Source organism: Shimazuella sp. NTD250 (genome assembly GCF_059510375.1).
In genome coordinates, this window is sequence record NZ_JCAJZS010000002.1 from 94,303 (window position 1) to 119,811 (window position 25,509).

A 25,509-nucleotide genomic window follows, 5' to 3' on the forward strand; every position below is an offset into this window, starting at 1 on the left:
CTTTCACATAATTAAACCGTTATCACATCGATGCCTAACTGCTCACAGTCTTCAAGAAAGGATAAAGGCGCACTTTTATCGGTAATAATCCTATCGATCTCAGATAATGATGCAACCTGATGAAGTGTAATTTTACCGATTTTACTGTGGTCACATAACAAAATAACTTGCCTGGCAGCTGAAATCATTTCTTTTTTCATTTGCGCTTCTTGCACATTGGGAGTACTCAGACCATTTCTTACATCCACACCATTCATTCCTAAAAACAATTTATCTACCTTTATCCTTCTGATAAAACCCTCTGCGTAGGGCCCGACCATCGCTCCAATCTGTGAACGAACGGTTCCTCCTGTACTGAGTAACTCTATGTTTTTCGCATCCTGTAGTTCCGTTAAAACGCTTACAGAATTTGTGACAATGGTAAGATCTAAAGAATGAAGGTGTCTCGCAAGTTGCAGTGTTGTGGTACCAGAATCAAGTAAAATCGTTTCTTTTTCCTTAATCCATTCGCTGGCTGTTTTCGCTATTCTCTCCTTTTCTGCTAAATTTGTTGTCTGCTTCTCTTTCACCGTTGGCTCCATGCGAACAAAATCAAGGAAAACAGCCCCACCATGTGTTCGACGCAGCTTTTCCTTTTGTTCCAATTCACTTAAATCCCTGCGGATAGTAGATTCAGATACTTGGAACGTTTGGCTTAATTCGGGAACGGAAGCACGTTGATACTTATTTAAATAAGATAAAATTTGTTGATGTCTTTCTTCTGTGAACATAATTCTCTCCTAATATAAAATGCTTACCTACGCTCATTATATAATAATTTTTGATTATTTCTAGTCATTTATGATTGGTAATGATTGACTCCGCTCATTTCGATAGATTCTTTTGCTTGCATGCATTTTATTTTCTGTTTGGATACCTATAATTGTTAAGTATGTAACAAATGAATCACAATTTATTCTCAATCTTTGTCTTATGTGCTCATTTATTCTCATTTTCATTTTCGAATCTCAATTAGAACCATCGGAAAAATACCTACTCTTCAGATCAAAATATTTGATGATATAATAGGAATTTAATAAATCAGTTTATTCTTTCAACTACAATGGATAAACCCAAAGAAAATAGTGTTTCAGGAGATAGACATGCTACCTTCAAAAAATATCTTTGATCTAGTCAAGAGGATTAGTGGACAAATCACAGAAGACAAAGTCCAATCTATTCATCCCATTATCGGATACGGAACCGTAAACCGAGTTTGTCGGGTAAAAACTGATGTTTCCGAGTTTATTGTAAGAATGAATGAAGCTCCAAACACATTAGCCATTTATGAAAAAGAAAAATGGTGTATAGAGCAGGCAAAACGGAAAGGTATCTCTGGACCAGAAGTACTTTTTGTTGGCGAGATGGATCAAGTGATCTATATGATTCAGACATTCATAGCAGGAAAAAATGGCAAAGACAGCCCTTGGAACAAAGAAATGATTTGGAGAAAATTAGGGGAGTATACGAAGCAAATTCACGCTATCCATATAAATGGTTTTGGAGAAATCTTATCTAACCCAACCAACCGTACTTTCACTGCCTCCACTCATGAAGGCTTTGATGGTACTTGGCGTAGTTTTGTTCATTATAACATCAATAGTTTAACAGAAAACGATCCCTTAATCTCATTAGGCGTCTTCACAATAGAAAATACGAAAATAATAAAACAAAAATTCGAAGACCTCTCCCAGATGGCGTTTTCTTTTGGCCTTACACATGGAGATCTTTCCTTAAAAAATACGATCGTCGATGACAAAGGGACTGTAACACTATTAGATTGGGGATGTGCCGAAGTACATCTCATTCCATATTGGGAATTAATGCAATTATTGAAGTCTCAAATAGACATCGGAACTCCAAATATTGGACAAATGCATGTTTTTCTACAAGGTTATGGTATCTCTGCCTCTGATTTTCAAAGCATGCAGCCTACCTTAGACTCTTTATTGCTGCTTGATGCATGTGACAAGCTGAGATGGGCAATCGATTGCAATCCTGATTGTATACCTTTGTTTGCAGAGTATGCGAAGAAAATTTGGCAACGGAATAGATATCACACCTAAAAAATTTTTTCTATAAACTTCATTTTTTACACACCACTCCTGTTTAAAAAATGTCTCTCTAAACAGCACCACGCTTGTCTCTTGTAGAGGCAAGCGTGGCATATGCGAAGTTATCCCTGTGTTTTCCACCTATTCTTGAAGACAATGGCGATTAGCGGCATGAGCAGTGATCCCAAAAGCCACGGCTGCACTGTCCAAAAGACGATTCCAAGTCCCCAGAGATTGGCTGCATTTCCAGCAGCCCAGTTGCCGGCAGACTGGCCTATATCTCTGCACAAATTGTTCAGTGCCATGGCCGACCCTGTCTCTTTTATGGAGGTCAAACTGAGAATGATCTGAGTGCTTGTGGTTACGTAACTTCGTATGGCCAAGCCGATTCCCGCACTTGCGAGGATGAGGAATACAGGTATGCCAGAGGGGATTAGTGCGATACTTCCTCCCAATGCAACAATCGATCCTACCATTACAGGCAAGTCCCCCAACTTTTTAGCTAGTTCGGGAATCCATAGACTACCTATAAAGTTGGCAAATGTCGCCATCCAAACGCAGAAAAACCCGTAGGTCACATATAGGGGCACATAAGTCAAAAATACCCTATATGATGCAAACACACCAACGGTTGTGAGCACATACGGCACTATCCTCCGCCCAAGTTGGGAATTTTTCTCCCTTTCTTGTGGATGATAGGGGATTTGGACGCTCAGCATTTTCCAAACGAACATGTACACCATAGTCCCAATCAAGAACCAAAGCATGACATATCCTTGTTGCATGCACCACAATCCGGTCAACAGGCCTACACCCCCCATGAGGAACTGTCTACCTGAAGCAATGGCGTTTACGTTACGCAACTCATCCCCGTCTGGGTGAAGTTCCCGCAGCATGGAGGTCAATGGCAGCAATACCATTGTGTTAACCATGCCGTGTACGAACTGAAGCCCCATAAACATTATCGGGCGACTGCTCATCAGGTAGAAAAACGGAAGTGTGACTGGTATTGGGAGAAAGATTCGCACGACACGAGAACCTCCCCATCGATCCGTCATCTTCCCTGCCATAAGCGCCGTCAAACACTCAGAGATGGCGAACATCGCCATGATGTATCCTACATTCTTTAGCAATCCCTTTTGAACAAGATAGGGAGGGAGAGAAGTAGAGACAAAACCCACCGCAAAAGTAAGCAGAGAGCCTCCTCGGATGATTCGCCTCGTAGGCTCAGGAAATCGTTTCAAGGATTGTCGACTCCACCATGTTCTCATTCTTGGAAAAATAGAAAACACACTTCGCATAAGAACTCCTTGAATTGAGTAAAGATTGCAATTCTATTTTTATTAAATCATTCTTTCTTTTTCTATTCAAATGAATGAGTTCAACTATTCCCATTTCACTTTTTTAACAACATGAGCAAACCGAAAAACCGGAATTACGGCACTATCTTAATAAGGACACTCGGTAACAAATACACCCTAGCACGATAGCTAGGGTGTATCCGGTTATATTTGGTTAGATTCCATATAAATATGGTCAAACCCCTGGAACACAAAGTTTGAATTTCGAATCGGTTTCCCAATTATACTTATTTTCGGAAAATTAGTGATAAATGCGGTGAAGATAATATTCGCTTCCAGTCTCGCTAGTGAACTCCCTATACAAGTATGGATACCATGCCCAAATGCAAGATGCGGGTTTGGTGAACGATTGATTTGGAACTCATCCGCTTGAGCAAATACTTCTTCATCTCGATTTGCAGAGGCTAACCATACGACTACTTCATCCCCTTTCTTTATGGTATATCCATTTAGCTCTATGTTTTCTGTTGCAATCCGATTGATATTATGAACAGAAGAGTGGAATCGAAGAACCTCTTCAATCGCTTGTGGAATTCGTGTAGGATCTTCTTGTAGCAGTGCCCATACATTTGGCTGTGTGGAGAAAAGATACATCGTATTTCCAAGCAGATTAATGGATGTTTCATTTCCAGCAGTTAAGACAGAGTATAAGAAATCTCTTATTTTCGATAATTCGATATCTCCATGCCTCATAAGCAGATCAGTAGTCATATCATCTTGAGGATGTCGTTGTTTCTCTTCTATGAGACGTTCAAAAAAACGATTCCCATTATGTATGCTGTTTCTCACTTTTTTTAATACCGCTTTCAGTTCATTTGCGGAATTGCTTCTTGTTAAACCTCCAATGCTCATGTCAATAACTTCTTGATAATGGTTCTCTGTTATACCAAGTAAGCGCATCATCATGATTACCGGAATATAAAAAGCGACTTCCTGTATAAAATCTATCTGACTTTTGTTGTTGATATCATCCATCGTTTGTGCGGTTATTTCTCTGATCAATGATTCCATATGCAATCGATAATGACTACCAAACGATTTATTTGAAATGGAGCGATATTTTTTATGTTCTGGCGGGTCCATACTCAATAAACTATCTACTTTATCTTTGGATCGCTCAGACGAAAATACATGATAGTTCTTCAAAACGGTCTGGGCATCTTTGTAGCGAAAAACATCCCAGCATCTTCGCTTTGGATCATAGGAAATCGGAGCAGTATGTCTCATTTTTTTATACCAATCGTAGCAACTAGCTTCTTTCCACATATTTTCTGGTGCAAGGAAGTGACCGAATTTAAAGGATGCCATTTTTTCCCCTTCTTAGATGTCTGACTTTTGATGTGCTTTCATTAATGGAGACAAAATAAATTTAACAGCTCTTTGATGTTTATCGAGATCCCAGCTTTCAGCACAGGCTTTCGCCTCTAATGGGTAAATTTGCGAAGTTGGGATGCCACTTTCCACTCTTTGAGCTACATTTTTAAAGGTATTTATTACAATTTCAGGAATATCGATCAATTTTTTCGTGAACTTCTTTACGTATTTTTCAAATTCATCATTTTCATAAACTGCATCAACCAAGCCTATTCGCTCTGCGTGACGACTAGTAATCTCGTCTCCTGATAAGAGTAAATGAAGTGCTTTGTTCGTACCGATTTTGTTCATCAAACGACTTGCTCCACCCCAAGCAGTGGGTATACCCAATCTCGCTTGAATAAATTGAAACGTGGCTGATTCTGCTGCAAAACATAAATCACAACTAGCAACGATTTCACAGCCGCCTCCTATTGCTTTTCCTTCAACTGCCGCAATCGTTATCGCATCTACTTGGGATATTTTTTCAAGTAATGCACCTACACGCAACATTTCAGGATATACTTGTTCTCCGTTTTTTGTTTGATGCCATGCAATATCCCCTCCAGAGACAAATACATCTGTACTTCCGCGAAATACGATTGCCTTTACGTTTTCGTCACAAAAACGGGCAATTGCATGTTCAAGCTCCTCTACCATCTTTTCATTTACTGCATTTGCTGGACGATTGAATTGAATCGTTCCAATTCCCTTATTTTGTGTGGCAATAATGGTTTCCATCTCAACACCTCACTCGTCTCCATCTATTGTTCACTCTACTTATGGATTGAAAATAAAAGGTTCTATCTTTTTATCTAAATAGAGTTATTTAAATAATAATATATTTCAGTTATATAATCTTTGATTTAATTTTTAAATAATCGAAAAGATATTGTTAATTTTAATGATCTATTGATACAAATTAATACCAGATACTACGCAAAATAAAAGAAGCAGAACGAACAATCGTCTTACTTCTTTTATGCGCGACACAAGAACCGTCCCCTTGACGTATTGCTTGACTTAAACCATGGTTTAACAGGTATACTATGCCCAGTAAGGAATCGAGGGTATCCAAATGAAAACTTACACGATTAGTGAAGTGGCCGATATGTTCCACATAACAGAGTCGACCCTGCGTTTTTACGACAAGAGAGGGCTGCTAACCTTGCTTGAACGTGATTTAGCAGGTCGTCGTATCTTTAATGAAGCACAAATTCAACTGCTGACGGCCATTCAACATTTGAAACATACTGATATGTCCATTAATCAAATAAAGCAGTATGTAGATTGGATAATGCAAGGCGATGAGACGATTCCCAAACGTTTGGCTATGTTAGAAGCTCATCGTCAGGAGATTCTTAAAGAACTGGAACTGCGTAAAACAAGTTTACAGGGAGTCGAACGAAAGATTGCCCGTTATCAGCAGTATGTCGATAAAAAGGAGAAAAAAAGATGACCAAGACAGCGTTTGTAACTGGTGCGAATAAAGGCATTGGTTTTGAGATTGCAAAGCATTTGTTAGAAGCGGGATTTCGTGTTTTAGTTGGGGCACGTGATCAGAATCGCGGAGAAACAGCAGTAACTGCCCTCCGAGAATTTGGTAATGCAGAGTTAGTGCTGTTGGATGTTGCTGACTTAGAGAGTATTGATAATGCAGTGACAATGATTAAGCAGAATTACCCAGAATTGACGCTCTTGGTTAACAATGCTGGCATTCCAGGTGATTTGTATAAACCTGGATGGGAGTTTACAGTGAACGAATTACAAGCAACCCATCAAGTTGACTTTATTGGTCCTTTTGCACTTTCAAAAGGCTTGCTGCCACTATTGATCGCCACTAAGGGCACGATTGTAAATATCAGTATTCCTATTGAGCCCCATCCTATTTTCAATGCATTTGCTTACCAAACAGCCAAGGCACCTTTGAATGTTATGACAAAGTCTTGGGGAATGAGTTTTGAACAGGCGAATATACCCGTGGAGATCTTTGCGGTGATGCCGGGAGCAGTTACGACGGATTTGAACGGGAATATAACAGGAGATTTTGTAAAAACACCTGCGCAGGCTGCTGAATTAATCACGGGCTTTATTTTTGATGATGAAAATCACAATGGACAGGTGATTAATCACGACGGCACACTTGGAGACTACACAGTTGGCAGTAATGTTTAGTATGAGGCGAACCATCTGCGTCATACGGATTTTGACTAAAAGGATTACGCACAACATCTGATCTGCACCTCATGCATGAACGCCCTCTCCCTGCTATACATGAAATAGAGAGAGGGCTGTTCGTGTTTTTTGTAAGACGATTTCTTCTTCAGCATTTTTCGCTTGTATTTGAAAATCTACTGTTCCTCAGCTGACCACGCTGATTCATCTGCTAATCCTTGGATGAATTGCAACTCTTTGTCTAATTCCCCTTCTAATCGTTGTTTATAGGACTTTCTAATTTTTTCACGCAGCTGAATAATGGTATCTACTCTCTCTGTCGGAGCTTCCAAATCTTTCGAAGCAGAATATAATAAATCTATCGCTAAAGATAGTTCTTTCAGTTCATCCAATGATAGGTGTTCCCATTGTTCTTTCGTCATATAAAAACTCCTTTGATTTCAGTCACCGCTTTTGGCTATAGGAAAATAAATACTGGAAAGGTCACACGCAACACTTCTTTATTTGCCTTGAAAAAGATATCCGTAAAGCGTGATAAGCTCTTCGAAGAGATGTTCTTGATCAAATTGATTTTCTTTTTCCAGTCTCTCTACTATACGCAGAGCCAGCTCTTCCGATTGAACCTCGTAACACAATGGCCCATTGATGTAATGACAATTCTCTGCTTCTATTTCGTTATATCCACCATTGGAACGCAAAGAATGAATCGTCACATTAAAGTATTTCATCATACTTCCTCGATGGATGAAAGTATTAAAGGTAAAGACAATCGCTCCTTTTTCTCCTGATACAACATAATTGGATTTATCTACTGTAACAAGGGAATTGGATATTTCTATATCATCTAGAGGTTCTTCATCTTCGATACGCTCAATATAACATTCCAATAACAAATGATTAATCTCCCTTCTCTCATTTTTCGTGGCATGAAAGGTATGAATAATGATACTTCATTTTTGAAAGCACTATACTCGTTTGTGGATTAAAAATAGTGCGTTCTTCATCCTTTCCTTGCGCTGTTAAATGTTTTTTTCTTTTCTGAGCATTTAAAAATCAACTTACTTTTTTATTTTATAACATTTTAGCTAATATGTAGGTTTGTGATGGATCTTATCCATCACAAAAAACTCCAGTTCCCACTGGAGTTCCATTTTTTATGCTGATCGGAAGACATGTTTTCCGGCAAACCAACCCATAATACGATGATTGATTTCTTCTTCACTGAGTTCTGGAAATAACCGCTCTTCTTTTACCATATCGTATAAACGTGTAATTGGCTCCCTGCCATCTGCTTTCTTTGCTTTGGCATCTGTCTTTAATAATTCCCATGTCTGTACAACAAAATCTCTGGGTTCTACCTCATGTTTGCGGAAGAAAAATTCCAAACGTTCCACATGATCGAGGTAATCCGCTCCAAATCGAGTTTCTACCTCTCCCTGCAATAAGGCAATCTCTGCTTTGTACATAGGACGTTCTTTCCCTTTTTCTTTGCCTATCCATGGTGTCTCAAGTACTAAAGGAAGATGTCGGATTTTTTCATGATGTACGATATAATTCATCGCATCAAATCCAATCATTCCCGCACCAACTGGTGCATGCCGGTCTTTTCCAGCTCCACGGAAATTTTTGCTGTCATTGAGATGGACGACCGCGAGGCGGTCAAGGCCAATCGTTTTATTAAACAGCTCCAGTACCCCATCAAAATCATGAACAATATCATAACCGGATTCATGCAAGTGGCAAGTATCCATGCAGACAGTTAATCTTCGATTGTCTTCCACTCTCTCCATAATCTGAGCGATTTCCTCAAAATTACGGCCAACTTCCGTTCCCTTCCCTGCCATTGTTTCCAACGCTATATTTACTTCAGTATCTTTCACCCCATCTAACACCAGATTTAAACCTTCAGCTATGCGGGCGATTCCATACTCCACATCTTTTTCCGTGAAAGCTCCTGGGTGAAGAACGATATTTTTTACCCCTAAATAATTTGTTCGGCGAATTTCCTCTTGCAAAAACCGAACGGCAAACTCAAATTTATCATCTTTATAGGTTCCTAAGTTGATGATATAAGGAGCATGGACTATAATTTCTTCAATGCCATGATCAGCCATTACTGCTTTTCCTTCTTCGACAAATTGCTTTTCAATCGCTTTTCGTCTTGTATTTTGAGGCGCACCAGTGTAGATCATAAATGTACTTGAATCATATGAAACCGCTTCTTCTGCTGCATTTAAAAGCCCTTTACCAGAAAATGATACATGTGACCCTATTTTTAACATGCAAAAAACTCCTTTTATCTTGTATAACGACCGCTATGCTTTCAGATTCTCTGATCTATTAAAAATCGTTATCGTTCTATCGTTATTTTCTATTGATGATAGGAAAAATCCTACATACTTGTTTTACCACATCTTTAAGAGAATAATCCACTTAGAAGATCGAAAAGGTAGTTGTTACTTTCTGGACAAACATCATACCGATCAGACAAATCTGATACCAAACTTTATTCGTAATTCACAACTACTTTAATTTGTTCTTTTGCATTAAAATGAAGAATAGATAGACTATTCAAATAAATAACTGTCATCGATCAAGGAGAAACAATGAAATTGCGTAGAATGGTTGCGCACACAAGTGAGTGGATGAACACAAAGCTTTTCGTTAGTATGATCGCTGGAGTAATGCTAACGATTAGTGACCGAATCCAGCTGGCAGGTCTTCCTCTTGTGCTAAAAGAAGAAGGTCTTGGAGCATTTATCGGAACCGTCATGATGGCCTACTTTATCGCTGCAATTCCTGGAGCATTGTTGGGTGGACATTTGTGCGATAAATATAAACCTGAGTGGGTTTCATTTTGGGCGCTTTCGATCACTTCTGCTGCTTTGATAGCCTACATGTACTGTCAACAAATTTGGCTGTACATTGCGATTCGGCTTATCTCTGGATTTACTGTTGGCATGGGTGGAAGTCCTGCTGGAATTTTGCCCCGTCAGTCTGTGCCTAAGAGGTTTCAACTGTGGATGAGTTCATTCACCGCTGCGGTTGATTTTGGTCTAGCTGGACTGGCGCTTTGGTTTGTGACATCCAATCCTGAAGCATGGAATTGGATTTGCTTTTATGTAGGAGTAGCAAATCTAATTGGAGCGATCGCTTTGGTAACACTTTACCCAAAACTACAGAAAAATAAGGTTGGTGACCAAGCAGAGCTATCCATGCCTCAACGATCAACCAGTATCGCATGGCACACAGCTATTTATGTTACCCTTCTAGCTGGTCCAGTAGTGGCAATTTATGCTGTTTTCAACAGCTATCTTCCACTCTATATCGGGGCGGACAATGCAGGAAAATATCTGCTTCTGGCGAGCCTGATCAATGGACTTTCCGGTTTTATCCCTGCTTGGGTAGCGACAAAGAAAGGGAATCCGTTTGTCATTTGGACGAGTGTGATCCTCATTGCCTCTATCACTGGAATATTGGCTTTTTGGCCAGTTTCTGGTGTATTGTTCGCAGGAGCAATTCTCATCGGGTTGTTTTCCCGTTCCATCGACCTGTGCATGGGACAATCGGTTTACGACCAGAGCGTGAAAGACCGTAATACTGGAGCAGCCCTGAGTGCTCTAATCGTTGCTAACATGCTGACCACCAGTATCGCAGTTCAGTTCAGCGGAATAATTGGAGAAAATTGGGGTTTTGGTCATGCCTTTTGGATCTTGGCCTTGGGCTCTTTTGCGGCTCCGATTTTCTGGAAATGGATGAGAAGAAAAAAATAACACCCTCCATTCTAGCCGTTTGCCCTAGGTAAACGGCCAAAATTTTGCTACTAGGCCCACTTCACCTATAGACCGAAGAGTAACGGATCTTCGTTCAATTTACATCGAAAGAAAAAAAATAATTTGATTTCATTAGGAGGTCGGGTAGGTCGGCTCCTTTCGGTAAGCGTCAAATAGCCCCTTCCTGTGTAATCGGAGAGGGCTCTATTATCAAAATCAGAAGTAAACAAAAAAGGTGCAGAAAGTAAAATAAACTATTATAATATTTTTGAATATTGTTATTAATGATTCACTCTAATTCATCCTACAACAAAGAAAGGAAATTACTGCCTATGATAAAGTCAATCACTATTTATAGGGATGTAGAAAATGCAGCTAATCTCCAAAATTTTTTTTGGGAGAATATCTTTCCTCGAACTCAAAGGATACCAGCTATTATTTTTGCAAAATTAACCACTGTATCACAACAGGTAAGTGAAAAAATTCCGTCAAATCTTGAAGGACTCCAATTTATGATGGAATTTTATTTTGAGTCTACAAAAACAATGAGTAAATTTGTGTCCTCATCCGAGGGGCAAGAACTTATGAAGCTAATCCAAGAATATTCCCTTGATGGAACATGTCACATGTTGGGTATGGAAAAAAGATTTGACTCCAGATCGCAAAACCACTTAACAACCTTAAATGAAAATGATTCCAACCGAATTAAAGTCAAATCAATTGGTATTTGCACGAATATTAGGAATCCGTATGCTTTCCAAGAATTTTATTTAAGCGAAGTCTTCCCTATTTTTATTACTTTTCCTGGAGTTAGTAGTTTAAATATAACTAAAGCTATTAAAAGTGAAGGCATTACACAAGATAATAGAGAAATTCAACTAGTTATGGAAGGGAATTATACATCTGAAGAGGCAATGTATAATGTTTTTACTCTTCCCGAGGCTCAAAAGCTTATGGAATTAATCGAACAAAAAGCGCCTGGTGACTTTAATGTATTTTTAGGACATGAAAAAATCTTTGATTTTAAAAATGCACAAAAATCATATCACAAAAGCAACTATTCATATAAGTCACCAACCAAGTTTATCAAAGATATTCTTGATCAGAAGTGAGACATATTTATGTTTTTGGATTTGGTGCAAGAATGAGTCACCGTACATACCCATCAAACTAGGGAAATAGAATATCCAAAACATTAGAAAAAAGATATTCTCTCTTTAGAGTTTCATGATATCAGAGATTTATTCCTCTCCTGCTATTTGTCCTGTTTGTAAACAAAGATCACCCGACAAACAGGATGCCACAACCATCACATGGTTTGACGATGTTGGGTAAATTTGCATATCCTCAGGAAAGGTACATTGGCGTTAGTGTTAGGTGTAAAAGCCAGAAATAAATAAAACAATACCAATAGCAATGAATAGAACTTTATATACATACCATGTCAATATACTTAAAATCAAAGCAACAATAAAATCACCTTGAATATAGATAGAGGAATTCTTTGTATCTTTTTTCTTAAATAAGAGTCCTACGATATGCATCATAATCATACGTGTTCACAACAGCACCTGTAGAATCTGAAAGAGCGACAACATCTCCATGTCCATTTAATTGATAGTAATATGTTTGACCTCCACGAGTCATACTTACAGGCTGAATCCCATTCCAAGTATAACTCGCAACCACATTATTACTACCATCTGTCTCATAAGCTACGTTGTTATTCTCATCATAGTGGAAGGTGATAGTGCCAGAGGCAGTCGTCATCGTTTTGCGCATACCTTTCGAATCATAGGTAAACGATGCAAGGGTATTTCCACTGTTATCTTTTACAGCTGTAAGCCTGTCTCCGTTATCATACACATATGTTTTATTTCCATCGCTAGTGAGGTTTCCATTACTATCATAGGTATAGCTTGTCTCATTAACATCTGTGATTTGATTTGCATTATCGTAGTGGTAGGTTGTTGTAGTTGCACTACCTCCACTTGGAGTGACCGTCATGGTGAGTCGATTCCCTACTTCGTCGTACGTATAATCATAGGTAGTTCCATCTGGGCGCTTTTCCTGCTTCAATTGATCCAACTCATCATATACATAACTGGTAGTACCAGCGCTAGAGATAACGGAAGTAATTCTTCCTTTATTATCGTAGACATAGCGAAAGTTATCTAATATTGTTCCGTTTGTATTGTAATTGGTCTGTTGGATTAAGTTGCCTACTCCATCATATTTGTACAAAGAAACGGTACCATCTGCATTTTTTTTACTCGCCACACGATTAGCTTCATCATACGTAAAAGCAGCACGTGTACTACTGTTTTCTTGAATTTTGGTTAACTGATCGAGAACATCAAAAGTGTTATCCTGTGTAAGTATCGTGCTTCCTGCTACGTATTTTCGTTGTTGTACATTTCCATTTTTGTCATACGTATACGTGACAGTGTTATTATTTCCCTCATCCTTGGTTTTTAGCTTGCTATCTGCGTCATAGGTGAAGGTACTGACTTGATTGTTGGATTTATCTGTTTCCTTGGTAAGGTTACCGTTTGGATCGTACTCAAAGGTGTATCGTTCCGTCCCATCGTAAAGAATGGAAGTTTGTCTATCCACTGAATTATAACCAAATTCAACGGTGTGGTTATCGGGTTTGGTTACTTTGGTTACATTTCCATTCAAATCGTAGTCAAATTGGGTAAAACGATTTAATGCATCTGTTGCCTTTTTCACCAAATTTAACTCATTATAATCATAGGTAGTCTCGTGATTTTTTGCGTCTATTACTTTTGTTTTATTTCCATTGTTATCATATTGATACTTGGTGATATTGTTTTTGGCATCGGTGACTTGGATTAATTGATTGGGAAGTATCACTACCCATTTTCTCTGTTTTCACATTCCCAACTGCATCATAAGTTTTATCTACGGTGTTCCCTAAAGCGTCTGTCGTCTTGGTTTCGTAATTTCCATTCGCATCATAGGTGTGCTGGGTTCGAATGGAACCAACCATAATTTTTGCTGCATCAAACCAAGTGGTATATCCTCGAATCTCCAATTGGTTGGTACCTGCAGGTAAATCCCCTGGATTGATTACAACATGTAAACGAGTGGTGTCTTGTGTCCCAGTAATATAACTACTGGGAATAGCTACATAAGTTCCATTGGTCGTATTAAATCCAAATGCATAAATCATGGCTCGACCTGTTGCACCTGATGTCTTGGCATAACCACTAAACACATATGTTTTGGTAGCATCATAGGCAATCCGATCACTGTCCACTGCTGTTGTGCTGGTTGGATTGGTGATTTTCAAGCTCTTTTTCCCAAGAGTAATCCCATCGGTCGTTAAACCTGTTGAATCTACACTGATTGTTGTAGCTCCTGTTGGTGTTTTGCTCCAGTTATCTGGCCAACCATCACTATCCCGGTCGATTTCCATGCTGCCATTGATGGCAAGGTTTTTTCCAACACTCATTTCTTCTGTTTCTTCGGTTACATTTCCATATGTGTCGTATTTCGTAGCAGCAGATTTGTCAGCAGCATCGGTAGTTGCTGTTTCATTTCCTTCATCATCAAACTCATTGGTGGTCTGATTCCCTTTTGGATTGGTTTCCGTTATGGGATTATTGTTGGAATCGTAGGTAGTTTGCGTTGTCTCATTCAACGGATTGGTTTTCGATAGAACGTTTCCTTTGTTGTCATACGTATAGTGTGTAGTAGCAGTACCACTTGCTGCATTGGTATTCGCATCCTTGGTATCGGTTAAATTGTTGTTTCCATCGTACGTATACGTCGTTGTATAATTTAATCCCCCAGAATCTTGTACCATGGTCACGACATTCCCATTGTCATTGTTCGTATACTTGCTTATATGATTTTTGGGATCGGTAACGGTGGTAACGGTGGTAACGTTGTTAGCAATATCATAAGCAATCGTGGTAGTTGCGGTTTTTACTGTCCCTCCAACGGTAATGGGATGACTCATCGAGATAACTTTATTGGCCGTATAGGCAATGGTTTCTTTGTTGTTGTTAGGATCAGTAATATTCGTTAACTGATGAGCAGTATCATAGTCATACTGATCCACCGATAAGGTACTTCCATCGGTATCTTTATGAGTAACCGTCTGTAAATTTCCATTTGCATCATATCCATATGTGATGGATCGATTTGCAAAATCAGTAACGATTTGTACATGATTATTGCCGTCGTAAGCAAGTGTTATGGTTCGGCCGGAAGCATCTATAAAAAATCGACAAGGTTCTTTTTATTAAATTATTTTTTCTAGCCAGTTCAACAACCTAGCTATTTTTGCACAATCCCCGAAAAAGTACATTAAGGAATAATTTCAAAATAACTCAAGTTCTACCCTAAGCCAGTTGAATTTAGCTGCTTCTTTTTACCATGCCCCTAATGTAGATGATCTAAGTGCTAATTGATCTACTGTCACTGAATATTAGGAAACCCAAAAAATAAATTGCAACAATTAACCATTAATCACAACATCAAGCAAAGACATCACCATTATTCGATCAGAAACTAGCCGATCTTCAAAACGAAGAAGAAATCCCCATTTCTCGTCGATCTGTTGCAAAATCGAAAAAAATAGAAATTCCTTCCTCAGCTTCCCGTAAAACGTTATACAATGTCTCACTAGTCTTGTTCAAAAAAAAGCGACCCAAATATTGGAGTCGCTTTTTTTATTCTTTTTTAAAGACATGTAAGATTGCTTTGACCATTCCACCAAGGAACTTAGGAAGTTTCAATGTATAAAAACGCAACCGAGTTCCCTCCTTCTTCTTCGGTACATTTCCTGTTTGTCATCCTATATATATTCTACCCATAGGTATTTGTACCTAGAACGGGGAACAAAATTTATCTATTTTTGATACTTTGACACAGCCAAACTTACTGGGTAAAGTAAATTCCTTCCCCTCAAGCGTGCCTTAGTCATTTATCTTTACTCAAAGACACCAAACATTTACCACTGCTAATCGAAACAGTTGCCATTTTCCCTTTCATTTCATTGCTGATTCCTCTTGTCTCTCCTCGGATCAAAGTCTCGTCTTTCAATGGATAAGTCAATCCATTGGTCGATATACCGACCACCTTTTCACTTACAGGAATTAAGGATACATAGGTATAACCTGAGTGGATGAGCTGGAGCTCACCTGAACCAACCAACAAACTTAAGCGATTGGTCTCATCTTGTATAATCCCATGTACTCCATGAGAAGCTAACCACTCCAGTAGTCCTATATTAGCAAGCGTGTGATCCATCCTGCCTCCACCAAATGCACCAAAAAGATAAACCTCATCAGGTTCATAAGTCATGGCTTCTTCTAGTGCTGCATGAGTGTCTGTCACATTTTTCATCACGGAGAGAGGTACAACTCTCATTCCTTTCGATTTCCATTCCTGAATGTTTTCTTGTCCTGTTGTATCAAAATCTCCTATCGCTACATGAGGAGTGATTCCTGCTTCTAGTAAAGCGATCACACCATGATCTGCACCAATTACAATATCTGTTTCCTTGATATTAGCTTGTAAAAATTTCTTTGTAACAGTCCCACCAGCAACGACTATCACACGCTTTTTTGTCATTTAAGGGCGAAATAATTTTGGAGCAGCGTACAACAGTACGATTACTACAATAATAGAAATGATAATTTCCGGTAAAATATAGCTGGCGTTGTAAATAAGCGAATAAACATAAACAGACTGTCCTTTTGGAGCATAATCGGCAAAAAAGATCACACCCGAGAGAAAATGGGATACAAACCTTAAAATTCCACCACTAAATAGCCCTATCACCACTCTTATTATTTTACTGCTCTGCTTCGTGGTGTTCTTAATCGACAACCAACCAGAAAATCCCAAAAGAGCAAACGCTAATGGGTAATCTAAAATAACTTGAATAGGGTGCGCATAAAAAGCTCCCGGTAAAACAAGAAGTATGAGTCCAGTAATCAAACCTGCTGTAATCCCAGGAATGACTCCTCTTCGAAATGCCAAAATCGCAATAGGTACCATCGTTAACGTAACGGAACCTCCATTTGGCCATAATGGAAAAGGGGTGAGTATATTAAACACGATGGCTAATGCAGCTACAATTGCTGTTTCTACTAGTGTGATGACTTTCGTGCGTTGATTCAAACTTCTTCCTCCTCAAATTCACATCTTTCATATATACATAATTCTCTATCATTTTATCAAAATAGCTCGAGCAAAACCAAATTTTATGGTTTTTTAAACAAAAAACCATGGATGGATGGAAGTACCTATATTTCAAGGATATCCATCAAACACATGGCTAAATCAAATGAATTTTTTATACTTGTTTTATACGGTAATCATATCGAATCAAGTCAATCGCTTTTTTTCGATCGGTTTGACCAAAAACAGCTGATCCTGCAACCAAAACAGTTGCTCCACTTTCGACTACCTGTTTTGCTGTTCCTGGCGCAATTCCACCATCTACTTCTATCTCCACTTGAAGACCTTGTCGATCGATAAGAGTCCGTAAATCAGCTATCTTCGAAAGTACGTTTGTAATAAACGACTGCCCTCCAAAACCAGGATTTACGGTCATCAATAATACAAGGTCAACATCAGGTAAAATAGGTTCGATCACGGAAATCGGAGTAGCAGGATTAATAGAAACACCAGCTTTGAGACCTAAACCTTTGATATGATGAACCGTCCGATGAAGATGAGGACATGTTTCTTGATGCACCGTAATATAATCTGCACCGCTTTTTGCAAACGCATCGATATATGTATCTGGCTTTTCTATCATCAGATGGACATCAAAGGGAAGAAGCGTATGTGGACGAATTGCCTCCACTACAAGCGGACCAAACGTAATATTAGGGACAAAATGGCCATCCATCACATCCAGATGCAACCAATCTGCTCCTGCTTGCTCAATTTCCCGTACTTCTTCCTTTAATCGAGAAAAATCGGCAGAAAGAAGAGATGGCGCTATTTTAACCATGTGGATCAATACCTCTTTTCTTGCTGAATTTCATGGAGAAAGAGTAAATAGTGTTCATACCTTGTTGCATTGAGTTCTCCAGATTTTACGCCTTCTTTCACTGCACATCCTGGTTCATTTTGATGATAACATCCACGAAAACGGCATGATTCGAGATAAGAATGGTACTCTGGAAATGCATAAGTCAATTCTTCCGCTGTCATGCCTTTGAGTCCTAGTTGACTAAAACCGGGGGTATCCGCTATTTGTCCGCCATCTATCAAAGATAGCAATTCTACTTGTCTGGTAGTGTGTCGGCCGCGCCCGATTTTTTCACTAACACTACCTACTTGCTGGGTACTCTCTGGCAAAATCTGATTGAGCAAAGATGACTTTCCAACACCAGAAAGACCTGCAAATACAGTGGTTTCTTCCCGTAACAAATCCAATAGTTCTGCTATACCTTCTCCTGTACGAATACTAGTAGTTACAATCGGATAAGCCGCTTTTCGATACATTTCTCGAACAGCCTCAATATCTTCAGTTTCTTCCACAAGATCTTTTTTTGTTAAACAAATTACAATTCGTAGCTTTTCTTTCTCCGCATGAACCAAAAATCGATCCAATGGAAGAGATTGAAACTTTGGCTCTCGGAGGGAACAGACTACGACTGCTTGTTCGACATTGGCAATTGGCGGGCGCAGGAGCTCAGTAGAGCGGGGCTGGACAGAAGTAATTACTCCTTGATCCAACCCCGTACTTTCCCACTCTACCATGTCACCAACTAATGGTTTTATTTTTCTCTTTTCGAATTTAAATATGCCGCGGGCACGACACTGAATGACTTCCCCTTCATCTGCTCGCACATAGTAAAAACCACTTATTGCTTTGATGATCTGCCCACTTGGCATCCAAACATCCTCCTTTCTTTTTATTATGCTAGTACCTTCGTATCTTCTAATCTAGCTTTATCTAGATTTCCGTAAGCCAATAACTTGTTGTCCTTATTTTTTGCATTCCCACCCATCGAAGGAGGCATGTCATTACATCCACCGCTCTTAGGAGCATATATCCATAGGTATACTGTTCCACCTTTTTCGATATTCTCTCCTGCTTTTGGTGTCTGTTCTAGAATTTGACCCTGTTTCAAATCCTTATCCGTTGTATTTTTATTATAACAACGACTTCTCGAGTAATCTACTTTGTAACCCAGTTCATCAGAATTGGTATATTGAGCTAGGTTACTTTCATACATGCCAGTAAAATCCATTACTTTTAATTTATCACTTGCACCACCCACACCTAATGTGAGTTTAGTAGCGGTATCCGAGTTTATTTCCGCACCTGCTTCGGGCGTTTGACTAACCACTTTATTTTTATTCTCATCTGAGCTTTCACCATAGACAAAACTCGGTTCCTTGAGACCATGAGTCTCAAACCATTGTTTAGCTTCATCTTGTGTCTTACCAGTAAGATTAATCATGCTAACATTTTGTGTTTGCTGAGTTGGATCATCACCTGTACCAGACATCAGACCCCAAACAAGACTAAATCCATAGATCGCTAAAAATACGATGATGCCAACCGTAAGTAAACTAAACAATACTTTTTGCCACCATGGTAACTTTGCCTGCACATTATCAAGCCAAATGACAGTCCGTTGAAAAACAGTTTTATCTTTATCATTGGGGACGTTACGGAAACGTTCCAAACCTGCCATGGTTTCCTGTCCTACTTTAGTCGCATGTTTTGTATCGGATCGTCTTGGTGAACGAACTTCTTCGCGTTGTACAGGCGACTGATAATTGGATGTTGTATTGTTCCTTGGCTGAAAAACGTTATGAACTTCCGTCTCTTCATCTGCTGAAATCGGAATGGTTTGAAATATATCACTCGTTTTCGTAGGTCTTTCCCACCGATTTTCACGACGACTATCAAATTGCAACGCATAATTGATATCTTGCATCATCGCTTTTACCGATGTATAACGCATCTCTGGATCTTTTTCCAAAGCACGCATAACGATATTAACCATACTTTCAGGTATTTTTTCGTTTAATTCTCTTGGGTCAATCACTGGCTCTTGTAAGTGTTTTAAAGCAATACTGATTGCTGAATCTCCATCAAATGGTAATTCACCTGTCAGCATTTCGTATAAAACAACACCAAGAGAGTAGATATCAGCTTTTGAGCCTATCTGTCCTCCACGAGCTTGCTCTGGAGAAAAATAATGAACAGATCCCATTACAGAACCAGTCTGGGTTATCGTCGAAGAACTCGCGGCTCTGGCAATCCCAAAATCGGTTACTTTTGCTCGGCCATTTGTTCCAATCAAGATATTATGTGGTTTTATATCTCGGTGCACAATTTGATTATCGTGTGCATGTTGGAGACCATCGCAGATTTGAGCAGCGATATCACCTGCTTCTGCTGTTGTTAACTGTCCTCGCTCTAATATCATTTGTTTTAATGTTGGACCTTCCACTAGTTCCATCACTATATAATGAATGTAACCATCTTGCCCAACATCATATACATTGACTATGTTCGGGTGAGATAAACTAGCAGCTGCCTGTGCTTCGCGATCAAACCTACGAACAAATTCTTGATCATTACTTAGGGATTCACTTAAAACTTTAATCGCTACGTTTCGATGCAATAATATATCTTTTGCTTTATATACAACAGCCATACCGCCGCCGCCGATTCGACTAATGATCTCGTAACGTCCCCCAAGTTTCTTCCCTTCCATCTGCATGGTCACCTCGCTCCTCCTTAAGTCCCACTTAAGATGGGCTAGACGCTCCTCTATGTTTCAACAAAATCAGAGAAACATTGTCTTTTCCACCAGCATTTAATGCCATCTGCAAGAGACGATCTGCTTTTTCATCCATTGTCTCTCCTGCTTGAGACAGCACTTCGCCTATTTCTCTCTCACTTACCATCGTGGTCAAACCATCAGAACATAAAAGCAAAATATCGTCTTTTTCCCATGGTGTTGTGATCAAATCTACTTCCACTTCATCACTTGTACCTACCGCGCGTACAATCATATTGCGTTGTGGATGATTTTTTGCCTCTTCCGCTGTGATTTGCCCATGTTTTTGAAGCATGTTTACATAGGAATGATCTTCTGTGAGTTGGTACAAACCTCCATCATGTAACATATATGCTCTACTATCTCCAACATGTGCCAAAACCACTTCTTTTAGATCAATTACAGCACCAACTACTGTTGTTCCCATTCCTTGGTATTGGTTATTGCGCATGGCAAGTGAAAAAACTTGTTCATTTGCTTTTCCAACAGCTTGCAATAAGTGATTGCTCTTATCTTCTGTCGTATGCTGAAACTGAATTGGTGCTAAGTAACGTTCCATGATCTTAACTGTTTGCTGGCTAGCAACATCACCTGCTTGGTGTCCACCCATTCCATCTGCGACTATGGCTACCACTCGTCTACATTTGGAACGGAATAGATGAATGCTATCTTCATTGAGATCACGAACAAGGCCAATGTGAGTCCGATGTGCTATCTCCATGCCGGCTTACCCCTTTCTCCATACTTTCTTTATTTCTCTAGTAAACCTTGTTGCTTAGCTCGAAGTTGCCCACAGGCTGCATCAATATCATGACCCTGTTCTCTTCTAATAGTCGTTGAGACATGATAAGACTCTAAAATACGTTGAAAAGCAAAAATTTGCTTCCTTGGAGTACGAACGAAATTTCGCTCAGGGACAAAATTGACAGGAATGAGATTGACCAAGCAGTTCATTCCAGACAAAAGCTTACCTAATTCATGAGCCTGTTCATCGTGATCATTTTTTTCACCGATCAATGCATATTCGAACGTAAGCCTTCGACCTGTCTTTTGAAGGTAATACCAGCATGCCGTCATTAAATCTTTTAAAGGGTAACGGCGGTTAATGGGCATAAGCCGTGAACGTAAATCTTGATTTGGGGCATGTAAGGATATAGCTAAACGCACTTGCCAATCTTCATCCGCAAATCGATAAATATTTGGTACTACTCCACTTGTAGAAACTGTGATGTGTCGTTGACCAATATGAAGACCATTTTCCTCATTGATGATGCGCATAAACTTAATAGTAGCGTCATAATTTTCAAATGGTTCACCTGATCCCATGATGACAACAGATTTCACACGTTCTCCTGTTTGATCCAAGTGCTGTTGTGCTTTTAACACTTGGGCGACGATCTCCCCAGTTGTCAAATTTCGTTTTAATCCTCCAAGAGTAGAAGCACAAAACGTACAACCGATTCGACAACCTACTTGTGTAGTTACACAGACACTTATTCCATATTGGTGACGCATTATAACGGTTTCAATCGCGTTTTTATCATGAAGACCAAATAAAAATTTAACCGTTCCGTCCTGCGATGTTTGTGTTGTGATGGTTTCCAGAGTTTCGAATTCAAAGTATGTTGTTAGTTCTTCTCGGAGTGTTTTAGGTAAGTTGGTCATCTCGTCAAAAGAAGTAACACGTTTGGAATAAATCCATTCCATTATTTGTTTTGATCGAAAGGCAGGATAGCCTTGACTCTTTATCCATTTCGTCCAATCTTCTGTTCCATAGTCGTATACAAATGATTTCATATCTATCGCTCCAACAAACCGCAACTTTATCAAACGAAAAACATTTCCTATTATATCAAAGAAAAAAGCTAGATGGGAAGTATCCGTTCATGCTTTCGAAAAATCTCCGTACTTCCAAGGATTTTCCCCATTTTTCTGGGACAATAGGCATTTCCATACAGATTTCATTAACCAAATGTATCTTATCTTTCAGAGATTCAAGAGTGATTTATTTTCTTCTCAACTTTGCGATAAAAAAACCATCACTTCGGAAATGATGGGGTAAAATCTGTACCCAAGCCTTTCCTATCATAGCTGTTTGTTTCACATGCTCTGGTAAAAGGGACAAAAACTCTTCATCTGGAACAAATTCCGGGTGATTTGCTAAAAAATGAGCCAACTGCTGCTGATTTTCTTCCTGTGTCCATGTACAAGTGCTATACATCAGTATACCACCTGGTTTAACTTTTGCTGCTATGGATTCTAATAGTTGTTGCTGAATGATCACAAGTTGTCCAACTTCTTCAGCTGATTTTCGCCATTTGATATCTGGTTTACGAGGAATTACTCCAAGACCTGAACACGGAGCGTCGAGCAATACTCCATCATACTGCACTTGATCCTCTAACTTGCGAACATCTAGTGCTCTCGTAGAGATAATAGAGATCCCTAGTCTTTTTGCGTTGGAATCAATTAATCTTACTTTGTGTTTATGGATATCAAGTGCAGTTATCTTTCCTTTATTTTTCATTTTTTCAGCAAGATGGGTTGTTTTTCCTCCCGGAGCAGCACATGCATCTAATATATGCATACCAGGCTCTGGATTGAACAATGTCGCCACTAACATCGAACTCTCATCTTGAATCGTATAAGTTCCTTCCTCAAATCCTGCTAGATTTGCAGCATTGCCGACACCCGAGAGGATTACCCCATCTTCACTTAGTTTGGAGGATTTGGCATCAGTAGACTCCGATGAGCCCCAATTTGCCAAAAAAGTTTCTCGATCCGCGTGTATTGTATTTACTCGAATACTGACTTTGGGCGGGAGATTACAAGCTTCCATTACGAGATTTGCCGTATTTTTTCCATATGCATCGGATAGACTTGTTACGATCCACTCTGGAAAAGAATAGGTCAACGCTCGCTGTTTTAATGTCGCAGCATCTTTGGAAAAAATAAACTCTTTTTGTTTTCGCAAAAAAGAGCGCAATACTCCATTTACGAACTTACTTATCCCTATATTTCCTCGCCATTTCGCGAGTTCTACTGCTTCATGTACAACTGCTCTCTCCGGTATTTTGTCCAAATACAAAAACTGATAGAGACTGAGTTGTAACAATTGCCTTACCCATGCATCCAATGTTTTCTTTTTTACAAATTGATCGATGATATAATCCAGTGTATTCAGTCGTTGGATCGTCCCATATACAAGTTCTGTAACTAAGCGTTTATCTCGACTATCTAAACTGCTTTTTTGTAGTTGCTGATGCAAGAGAAGATTACTAAAAGCACTTTCTTGCTGCCATTTCTGCAATGTATCCAAAGCCCAAGCGCGAGCAGTCTTACTGATATGCATTTTTTTACCTTCTTACTTCTGTGTTTGCACATATGATACAGTATTCATCGGTATGATGACAAATATTATGTGATAGGATGATCAGATTAGATTGGTAGAGTTAATTGGATAAGAATAAAAAAAAACCAGAATATCTCTGGTCTCTTTGTGTAGATGGCTTTAAAAGATAGACTTTAGCTGCCCATAAAAATGCTTGAACTTTTTATATTTCTTATTATAGTGCTCTGACATAATATCACTTGGCGTATATCTTTCAAAAGAAGTACCTTTAGCAAATTCGGCAGCATCTATCCCCCAACCAAAAATTTTTGCTCCAAGTGCTGCTGCTCCCATAGCTGGGAAAAACTGCGATTCTGCTGGAACTATCACTTCTCTATTTAACACATCTGCCATGATCTGATTCCAAACTTTACTTTTGGTTCCGCCACCAATAAGAGAGAGGTTTCCAGTATTTTCATCTTCAACAACTTCCATTACTTGCCTCATCGCCATTGCTACACCTTCTAAAACAGCACATCCCATATCAGCTCGTGTAGTATTAGAGCGGATTCCTATCATACAGCCTGAAGCGGCAGCATCTTGTATAGGAAATCTTTCTCCATTTAAATAAGGTAAAAACAAAAGTTCATTGTTGGATCGATCAGTACTTGATACAGACTGTTCAAAACCCTCATATGAGTTATCAAATGTATGGGCTGCCCATTGATGGACATTGCCGGCATTCATCAATGGAGCAATCGCGAGAAACTGATTGTCTTCTATATAAGGAAGGTGAAACAAACCTTTTGAACTCTGCAAAATCGTAGGAACAGGTGTAGCCATCCAGCCTGTTGTACCAATATAACCATAGATTTCTCCTGGTCGAGATACTCCTGCACCGATAGAAGCGGAGCCGCCGTCACCGATTCCACATAAAACTGGGGTGCCAGTAAGAAGTCCAGTTGTTTTTGATGCTTGATTTGTTACCGTTCCTACTATTTGATCAGAAGATATGATTTGTGGGAGTTTATTTGGGTCTATCCCAAAAGCCTCTAACCACTGACGTTGCCATTTTTTAGTTTGGATGTTCATCATCCCAGTTGTAGCTGCTGTTGTTGGGTCTATTACACACTTGCCTGTCAAATGCCGGATCACATAATCTTTAGAACCCATCAAAAAACAGGCAGTATTTTGATAGACTTCGGTTTCTTGCTCTTTCAACCATAGTATTTTGGGAAATGTTAGGCTTCCATCCATGTGATTGCCTGTAATCGCTTGTATAGGAAGCTTCTCTTCTAACATAGCAGCTTGGTCTGCTGCCCGGCTGTCTCCATATAAAATCGCAGGTCTTAAAGACACACCTTCCTTATCCACTGGTATGCAATCTTGCATTTGCCCGCTAAAAGTGATGAGTTCTATATCTTTAGCTCTAATCCCTTGGGCAGACCAATAAGCTAAAATCGATATGACTGCTTGATACCAATGATCTGCATTTTGCTCCATTTTCCCATTTTGATAATCTGTCCTGATGGATATATCTTTTTCCAAATAAGGTCTGGCATCTTTTGAAACAAGGATACCTTTGGCTTGTGTTGTTCCTATGTCAAAGGAAGCAATAAAACTCAT

At 39.3% G+C, this 25,509-nt stretch carries 24 protein-coding genes and 1 pseudogene; 6 read left to right on the plus strand and 19 right to left on the minus strand.

Annotated features, from left to right (window positions below; translation table 11 throughout):
* Positions 1-11: 11 nt before the first annotated feature.
* Positions 12-770: a DeoR/GlpR family DNA-binding transcription regulator gene (locus AC5WOF_RS05275; protein ID WP_496048905.1), complete on the minus strand. Its 759-nt coding sequence runs from the start codon at positions 768-770 to the stop codon at positions 12-14.
* A 372-nt stretch (positions 771-1,142) separates the two neighbouring features.
* On the opposite strand from AC5WOF_RS05275, the gene AC5WOF_RS05280 reads away from it, so the two are divergent.
* Positions 1,143-2,105, plus strand: a complete 963-nt coding sequence (locus AC5WOF_RS05280) for an aminoglycoside phosphotransferase family protein (protein ID WP_496048906.1) — start codon at positions 1,143-1,145, stop codon at positions 2,103-2,105.
* 110 nt (positions 2,106-2,215) lie between these two features.
* Here the strand turns inward: AC5WOF_RS05280 and AC5WOF_RS05285 are convergent, their stop codons facing one another.
* From AC5WOF_RS05285 to AC5WOF_RS05295, 3 genes are all read right to left on the minus strand, one after another.
* The gene (locus AC5WOF_RS05285; protein WP_496048907.1) at positions 2,216-3,394 is read right to left on the minus strand and encodes an MFS transporter; all 1,179 of its coding nucleotides are present in this window, start codon (positions 3,392-3,394) and stop codon (positions 2,216-2,218) included.
* Between the two features lie 204 nt (positions 3,395-3,598).
* Positions 3,599-4,762 carry a cytochrome P450 gene (locus AC5WOF_RS05290; protein ID WP_496048908.1) on the minus strand — a complete coding sequence of 388 codons (1,164 nt, stop codon included), beginning with the start codon at positions 4,760-4,762 and terminating at the stop codon, positions 3,599-3,601.
* A gap of 12 nt (positions 4,763-4,774) precedes the next feature.
* The gene (locus tag AC5WOF_RS05295; protein ID WP_496048909.1) at positions 4,775-5,548 is read right to left on the minus strand and encodes an enoyl-CoA hydratase/isomerase family protein; all 774 of its coding nucleotides are present in this window, start codon (positions 5,546-5,548) and stop codon (positions 4,775-4,777) included.
* A 337-nt stretch (positions 5,549-5,885) separates the two neighbouring features.
* Between AC5WOF_RS05295 and AC5WOF_RS05300 the strand changes: the two genes are divergently transcribed.
* Together AC5WOF_RS05300 and AC5WOF_RS05305 are read left to right on the plus strand one after the other, a co-directional pair.
* Entirely contained in the window at positions 5,886-6,266 is a 381-nt protein-coding gene (locus AC5WOF_RS05300) for a MerR family transcriptional regulator (protein WP_496048910.1), read from the plus strand.
* On the plus strand, positions 6,263-6,982 hold the full coding sequence (locus tag AC5WOF_RS05305) for an SDR family NAD(P)-dependent oxidoreductase (RefSeq protein WP_496048911.1): 720 nt from the start codon (positions 6,263-6,265) through the stop codon (positions 6,980-6,982). The genes AC5WOF_RS05300 and AC5WOF_RS05305 overlap by 4 nt, the downstream gene beginning before the upstream one ends.
* A gap of 176 nt (positions 6,983-7,158) precedes the next feature.
* On the opposite strand, the gene AC5WOF_RS05310 is transcribed toward AC5WOF_RS05305, so the two are convergent.
* The 3 genes from AC5WOF_RS05310 to AC5WOF_RS05320 all read right to left on the minus strand — a co-directional run bounded on the left by AC5WOF_RS05310 (position 7,159) and on the right by AC5WOF_RS05320 (position 9,264).
* Positions 7,159-7,404, minus strand: a complete 246-nt coding sequence (locus AC5WOF_RS05310) for a hypothetical protein (RefSeq protein ID WP_496048912.1) — start codon at positions 7,402-7,404, stop codon at positions 7,159-7,161.
* Positions 7,405-7,482: 78 nt separating this feature from the next.
* Entirely contained in the window at positions 7,483-7,875 is a 393-nt protein-coding gene (locus AC5WOF_RS05315) for a hypothetical protein (protein ID WP_496048913.1), read from the minus strand.
* Positions 7,876-8,136: 261 nt separating this feature from the next.
* Complete coding sequence (locus AC5WOF_RS05320) at positions 8,137-9,264, minus strand: deoxyribonuclease IV (protein WP_496048914.1); 1,128 nt, start codon at positions 9,262-9,264, stop codon at positions 8,137-8,139.
* A 324-nt stretch (positions 9,265-9,588) separates the two neighbouring features.
* Between AC5WOF_RS05320 and AC5WOF_RS05325 the strand changes: the two genes are divergently transcribed.
* Positions 9,589-10,755 (plus strand): MFS transporter, encoded by a 1,167-nt coding sequence (locus AC5WOF_RS05325; protein ID WP_496048915.1) that lies wholly within the window; start codon positions 9,589-9,591, stop codon positions 10,753-10,755.
* 332 nt (positions 10,756-11,087) lie between these two features.
* Positions 11,088-11,867, plus strand: a complete 780-nt coding sequence (locus tag AC5WOF_RS05330) for a hypothetical protein (protein WP_496048916.1) — start codon at positions 11,088-11,090, stop codon at positions 11,865-11,867.
* Between the two features lie 406 nt (positions 11,868-12,273).
* Here AC5WOF_RS05330 and AC5WOF_RS05335 read toward each other — a convergent pair whose 3' ends face one another.
* A complete protein-coding gene (locus AC5WOF_RS05335) occupies positions 12,274-13,632 on the minus strand; it encodes a hypothetical protein (RefSeq protein WP_496048917.1) in 1,359 nt (452 codons plus the stop codon).
* On the minus strand, positions 13,565-14,845 hold the full coding sequence (locus AC5WOF_RS05340; protein WP_496048918.1) for a hypothetical protein: 1,281 nt from the start codon (positions 14,843-14,845) through the stop codon (positions 13,565-13,567). The genes AC5WOF_RS05335 and AC5WOF_RS05340 overlap by 68 nt, the downstream gene beginning before the upstream one ends.
* Before the next feature lie 431 nt (positions 14,846-15,276).
* Here AC5WOF_RS05340 and AC5WOF_RS05345 point away from each other — a divergent pair.
* Positions 15,277-15,381, plus strand: a pseudogene (locus AC5WOF_RS05345) (hypothetical protein); the annotation flags it as partial.
* 77 nt (positions 15,382-15,458) lie between these two features.
* On the opposite strand, the gene spoVM reads toward AC5WOF_RS05345, so the two are convergent.
* From spoVM to AC5WOF_RS05395, 10 genes are all read right to left on the minus strand, one after another.
* Positions 15,459-15,539, minus strand: a complete 81-nt coding sequence (gene spoVM / locus AC5WOF_RS05350; RefSeq protein WP_420833061.1) for a stage V sporulation protein SpoVM — start codon at positions 15,537-15,539, stop codon at positions 15,459-15,461.
* A gap of 169 nt (positions 15,540-15,708) precedes the next feature.
* On the minus strand, positions 15,709-16,362 hold the full coding sequence (locus AC5WOF_RS05355; protein WP_496048919.1) for a thiamine diphosphokinase: 654 nt from the start codon (positions 16,360-16,362) through the stop codon (positions 15,709-15,711).
* Entirely contained in the window at positions 16,363-16,914 is a 552-nt protein-coding gene (gene thiT, locus AC5WOF_RS05360) for an energy-coupled thiamine transporter ThiT (protein ID WP_496048920.1), read from the minus strand. It lies immediately after the preceding gene.
* 175 nt (positions 16,915-17,089) lie between these two features.
* On the minus strand, positions 17,090-17,755 hold the full coding sequence (rpe, locus tag AC5WOF_RS05365) for a ribulose-phosphate 3-epimerase (protein WP_496048921.1): 666 nt from the start codon (positions 17,753-17,755) through the stop codon (positions 17,090-17,092).
* 5 nt (positions 17,756-17,760) lie between these two features.
* Positions 17,761-18,645 (minus strand): ribosome small subunit-dependent GTPase A, encoded by an 885-nt coding sequence (rsgA, locus tag AC5WOF_RS05370; RefSeq protein ID WP_496048922.1) that lies wholly within the window; start codon positions 18,643-18,645, stop codon positions 17,761-17,763.
* Between the two features lie 23 nt (positions 18,646-18,668).
* Positions 18,669-20,486 carry a Stk1 family PASTA domain-containing Ser/Thr kinase gene (gene pknB, locus AC5WOF_RS05375; RefSeq protein ID WP_496049431.1) on the minus strand — a complete coding sequence of 606 codons (1,818 nt, stop codon included), beginning with the start codon at positions 20,484-20,486 and terminating at the stop codon, positions 18,669-18,671.
* Positions 20,487-20,520: 34 nt separating this feature from the next.
* On the minus strand, positions 20,521-21,273 hold the full coding sequence (locus AC5WOF_RS05380) for a Stp1/IreP family PP2C-type Ser/Thr phosphatase (RefSeq protein WP_240875022.1): 753 nt from the start codon (positions 21,271-21,273) through the stop codon (positions 20,521-20,523).
* Between the two features lie 29 nt (positions 21,274-21,302).
* Positions 21,303-22,349, minus strand: a complete 1,047-nt coding sequence (gene rlmN, locus AC5WOF_RS05385) for a dual-specificity RNA methyltransferase RlmN (RefSeq protein ID WP_496048923.1) — start codon at positions 22,347-22,349, stop codon at positions 21,303-21,305.
* 208 nt (positions 22,350-22,557) lie between these two features.
* Positions 22,558-23,904, minus strand: a complete 1,347-nt coding sequence (gene rsmB / locus AC5WOF_RS05390; protein ID WP_496048924.1) for a 16S rRNA (cytosine(967)-C(5))-methyltransferase RsmB — start codon at positions 23,902-23,904, stop codon at positions 22,558-22,560.
* A gap of 159 nt (positions 23,905-24,063) precedes the next feature.
* Positions 24,064-25,509, minus strand: coding sequence for a xylulokinase (locus tag AC5WOF_RS05395; RefSeq protein ID WP_496048925.1), 1,446 nt, complete (start codon positions 25,507-25,509; stop codon positions 24,064-24,066).

Coding starts and splice junctions, on each gene's coding strand:
- AC5WOF_RS05380 (WP_240875022.1), bottom strand. CDS start 21,273: ATGGAGATAGCACATCGGACTCACATTGGCCTTGTTCGTGATCTCAAT.
- AC5WOF_RS05330 (WP_496048916.1), top strand. CDS start 11,088: ATGATAAAGTCAATCACTATTTATAGGGATGTAGAAAATGCAGCTAAT.
- rpe (WP_496048921.1), bottom strand. CDS start 17,755: ATGGTTAAAATAGCGCCATCTCTTCTTTCTGCCGATTTTTCTCGATTA.
- AC5WOF_RS05305 (WP_496048911.1), top strand. CDS start 6,263: ATGACCAAGACAGCGTTTGTAACTGGTGCGAATAAAGGCATTGGTTTT.
- AC5WOF_RS05280 (WP_496048906.1), top strand. CDS start 1,143: ATGCTACCTTCAAAAAATATCTTTGATCTAGTCAAGAGGATTAGTGGA.
- AC5WOF_RS05310 (WP_496048912.1), bottom strand. CDS start 7,404: ATGACGAAAGAACAATGGGAACACCTATCATTGGATGAACTGAAAGAA.
- rsgA (WP_496048922.1), bottom strand. CDS start 18,645: ATGCCAAGTGGGCAGATCATCAAAGCAATAAGTGGTTTTTACTATGTG.
- AC5WOF_RS05300 (WP_496048910.1), top strand. CDS start 5,886: ATGAAAACTTACACGATTAGTGAAGTGGCCGATATGTTCCACATAACA.
- AC5WOF_RS05285 (WP_496048907.1), bottom strand. CDS start 3,394: ATGCGAAGTGTGTTTTCTATTTTTCCAAGAATGAGAACATGGTGGAGT.
- AC5WOF_RS05355 (WP_496048919.1), bottom strand. CDS start 16,362: ATGACAAAAAAGCGTGTGATAGTCGTTGCTGGTGGGACTGTTACAAAG.
- AC5WOF_RS05290 (WP_496048908.1), bottom strand. CDS start 4,762: ATGGCATCCTTTAAATTCGGTCACTTCCTTGCACCAGAAAATATGTGG.
- AC5WOF_RS05275 (WP_496048905.1), bottom strand. CDS start 770: ATGTTCACAGAAGAAAGACATCAACAAATTTTATCTTATTTAAATAAG.
- AC5WOF_RS05325 (WP_496048915.1), top strand. CDS start 9,589: ATGAAATTGCGTAGAATGGTTGCGCACACAAGTGAGTGGATGAACACA.
- rlmN (WP_496048923.1), bottom strand. CDS start 22,349: ATGAAATCATTTGTATACGACTATGGAACAGAAGATTGGACGAAATGG.
- AC5WOF_RS05395 (WP_496048925.1), bottom strand. CDS start 25,509: ATGAGTTTTATTGCTTCCTTTGACATAGGAACAACACAAGCCAAAGGT.
- AC5WOF_RS05295 (WP_496048909.1), bottom strand. CDS start 5,548: ATGGAAACCATTATTGCCACACAAAATAAGGGAATTGGAACGATTCAA.
- AC5WOF_RS05320 (WP_496048914.1), bottom strand. CDS start 9,264: ATGTTAAAAATAGGGTCACATGTATCATTTTCTGGTAAAGGGCTTTTA.
- pknB (WP_496049431.1), bottom strand. CDS start 20,486: ATGGAAGGGAAGAAACTTGGGGGACGTTACGAGATCATTAGTCGAATC.
- rsmB (WP_496048924.1), bottom strand. CDS start 23,904: ATGCATATCAGTAAGACTGCTCGCGCTTGGGCTTTGGATACATTGCAG.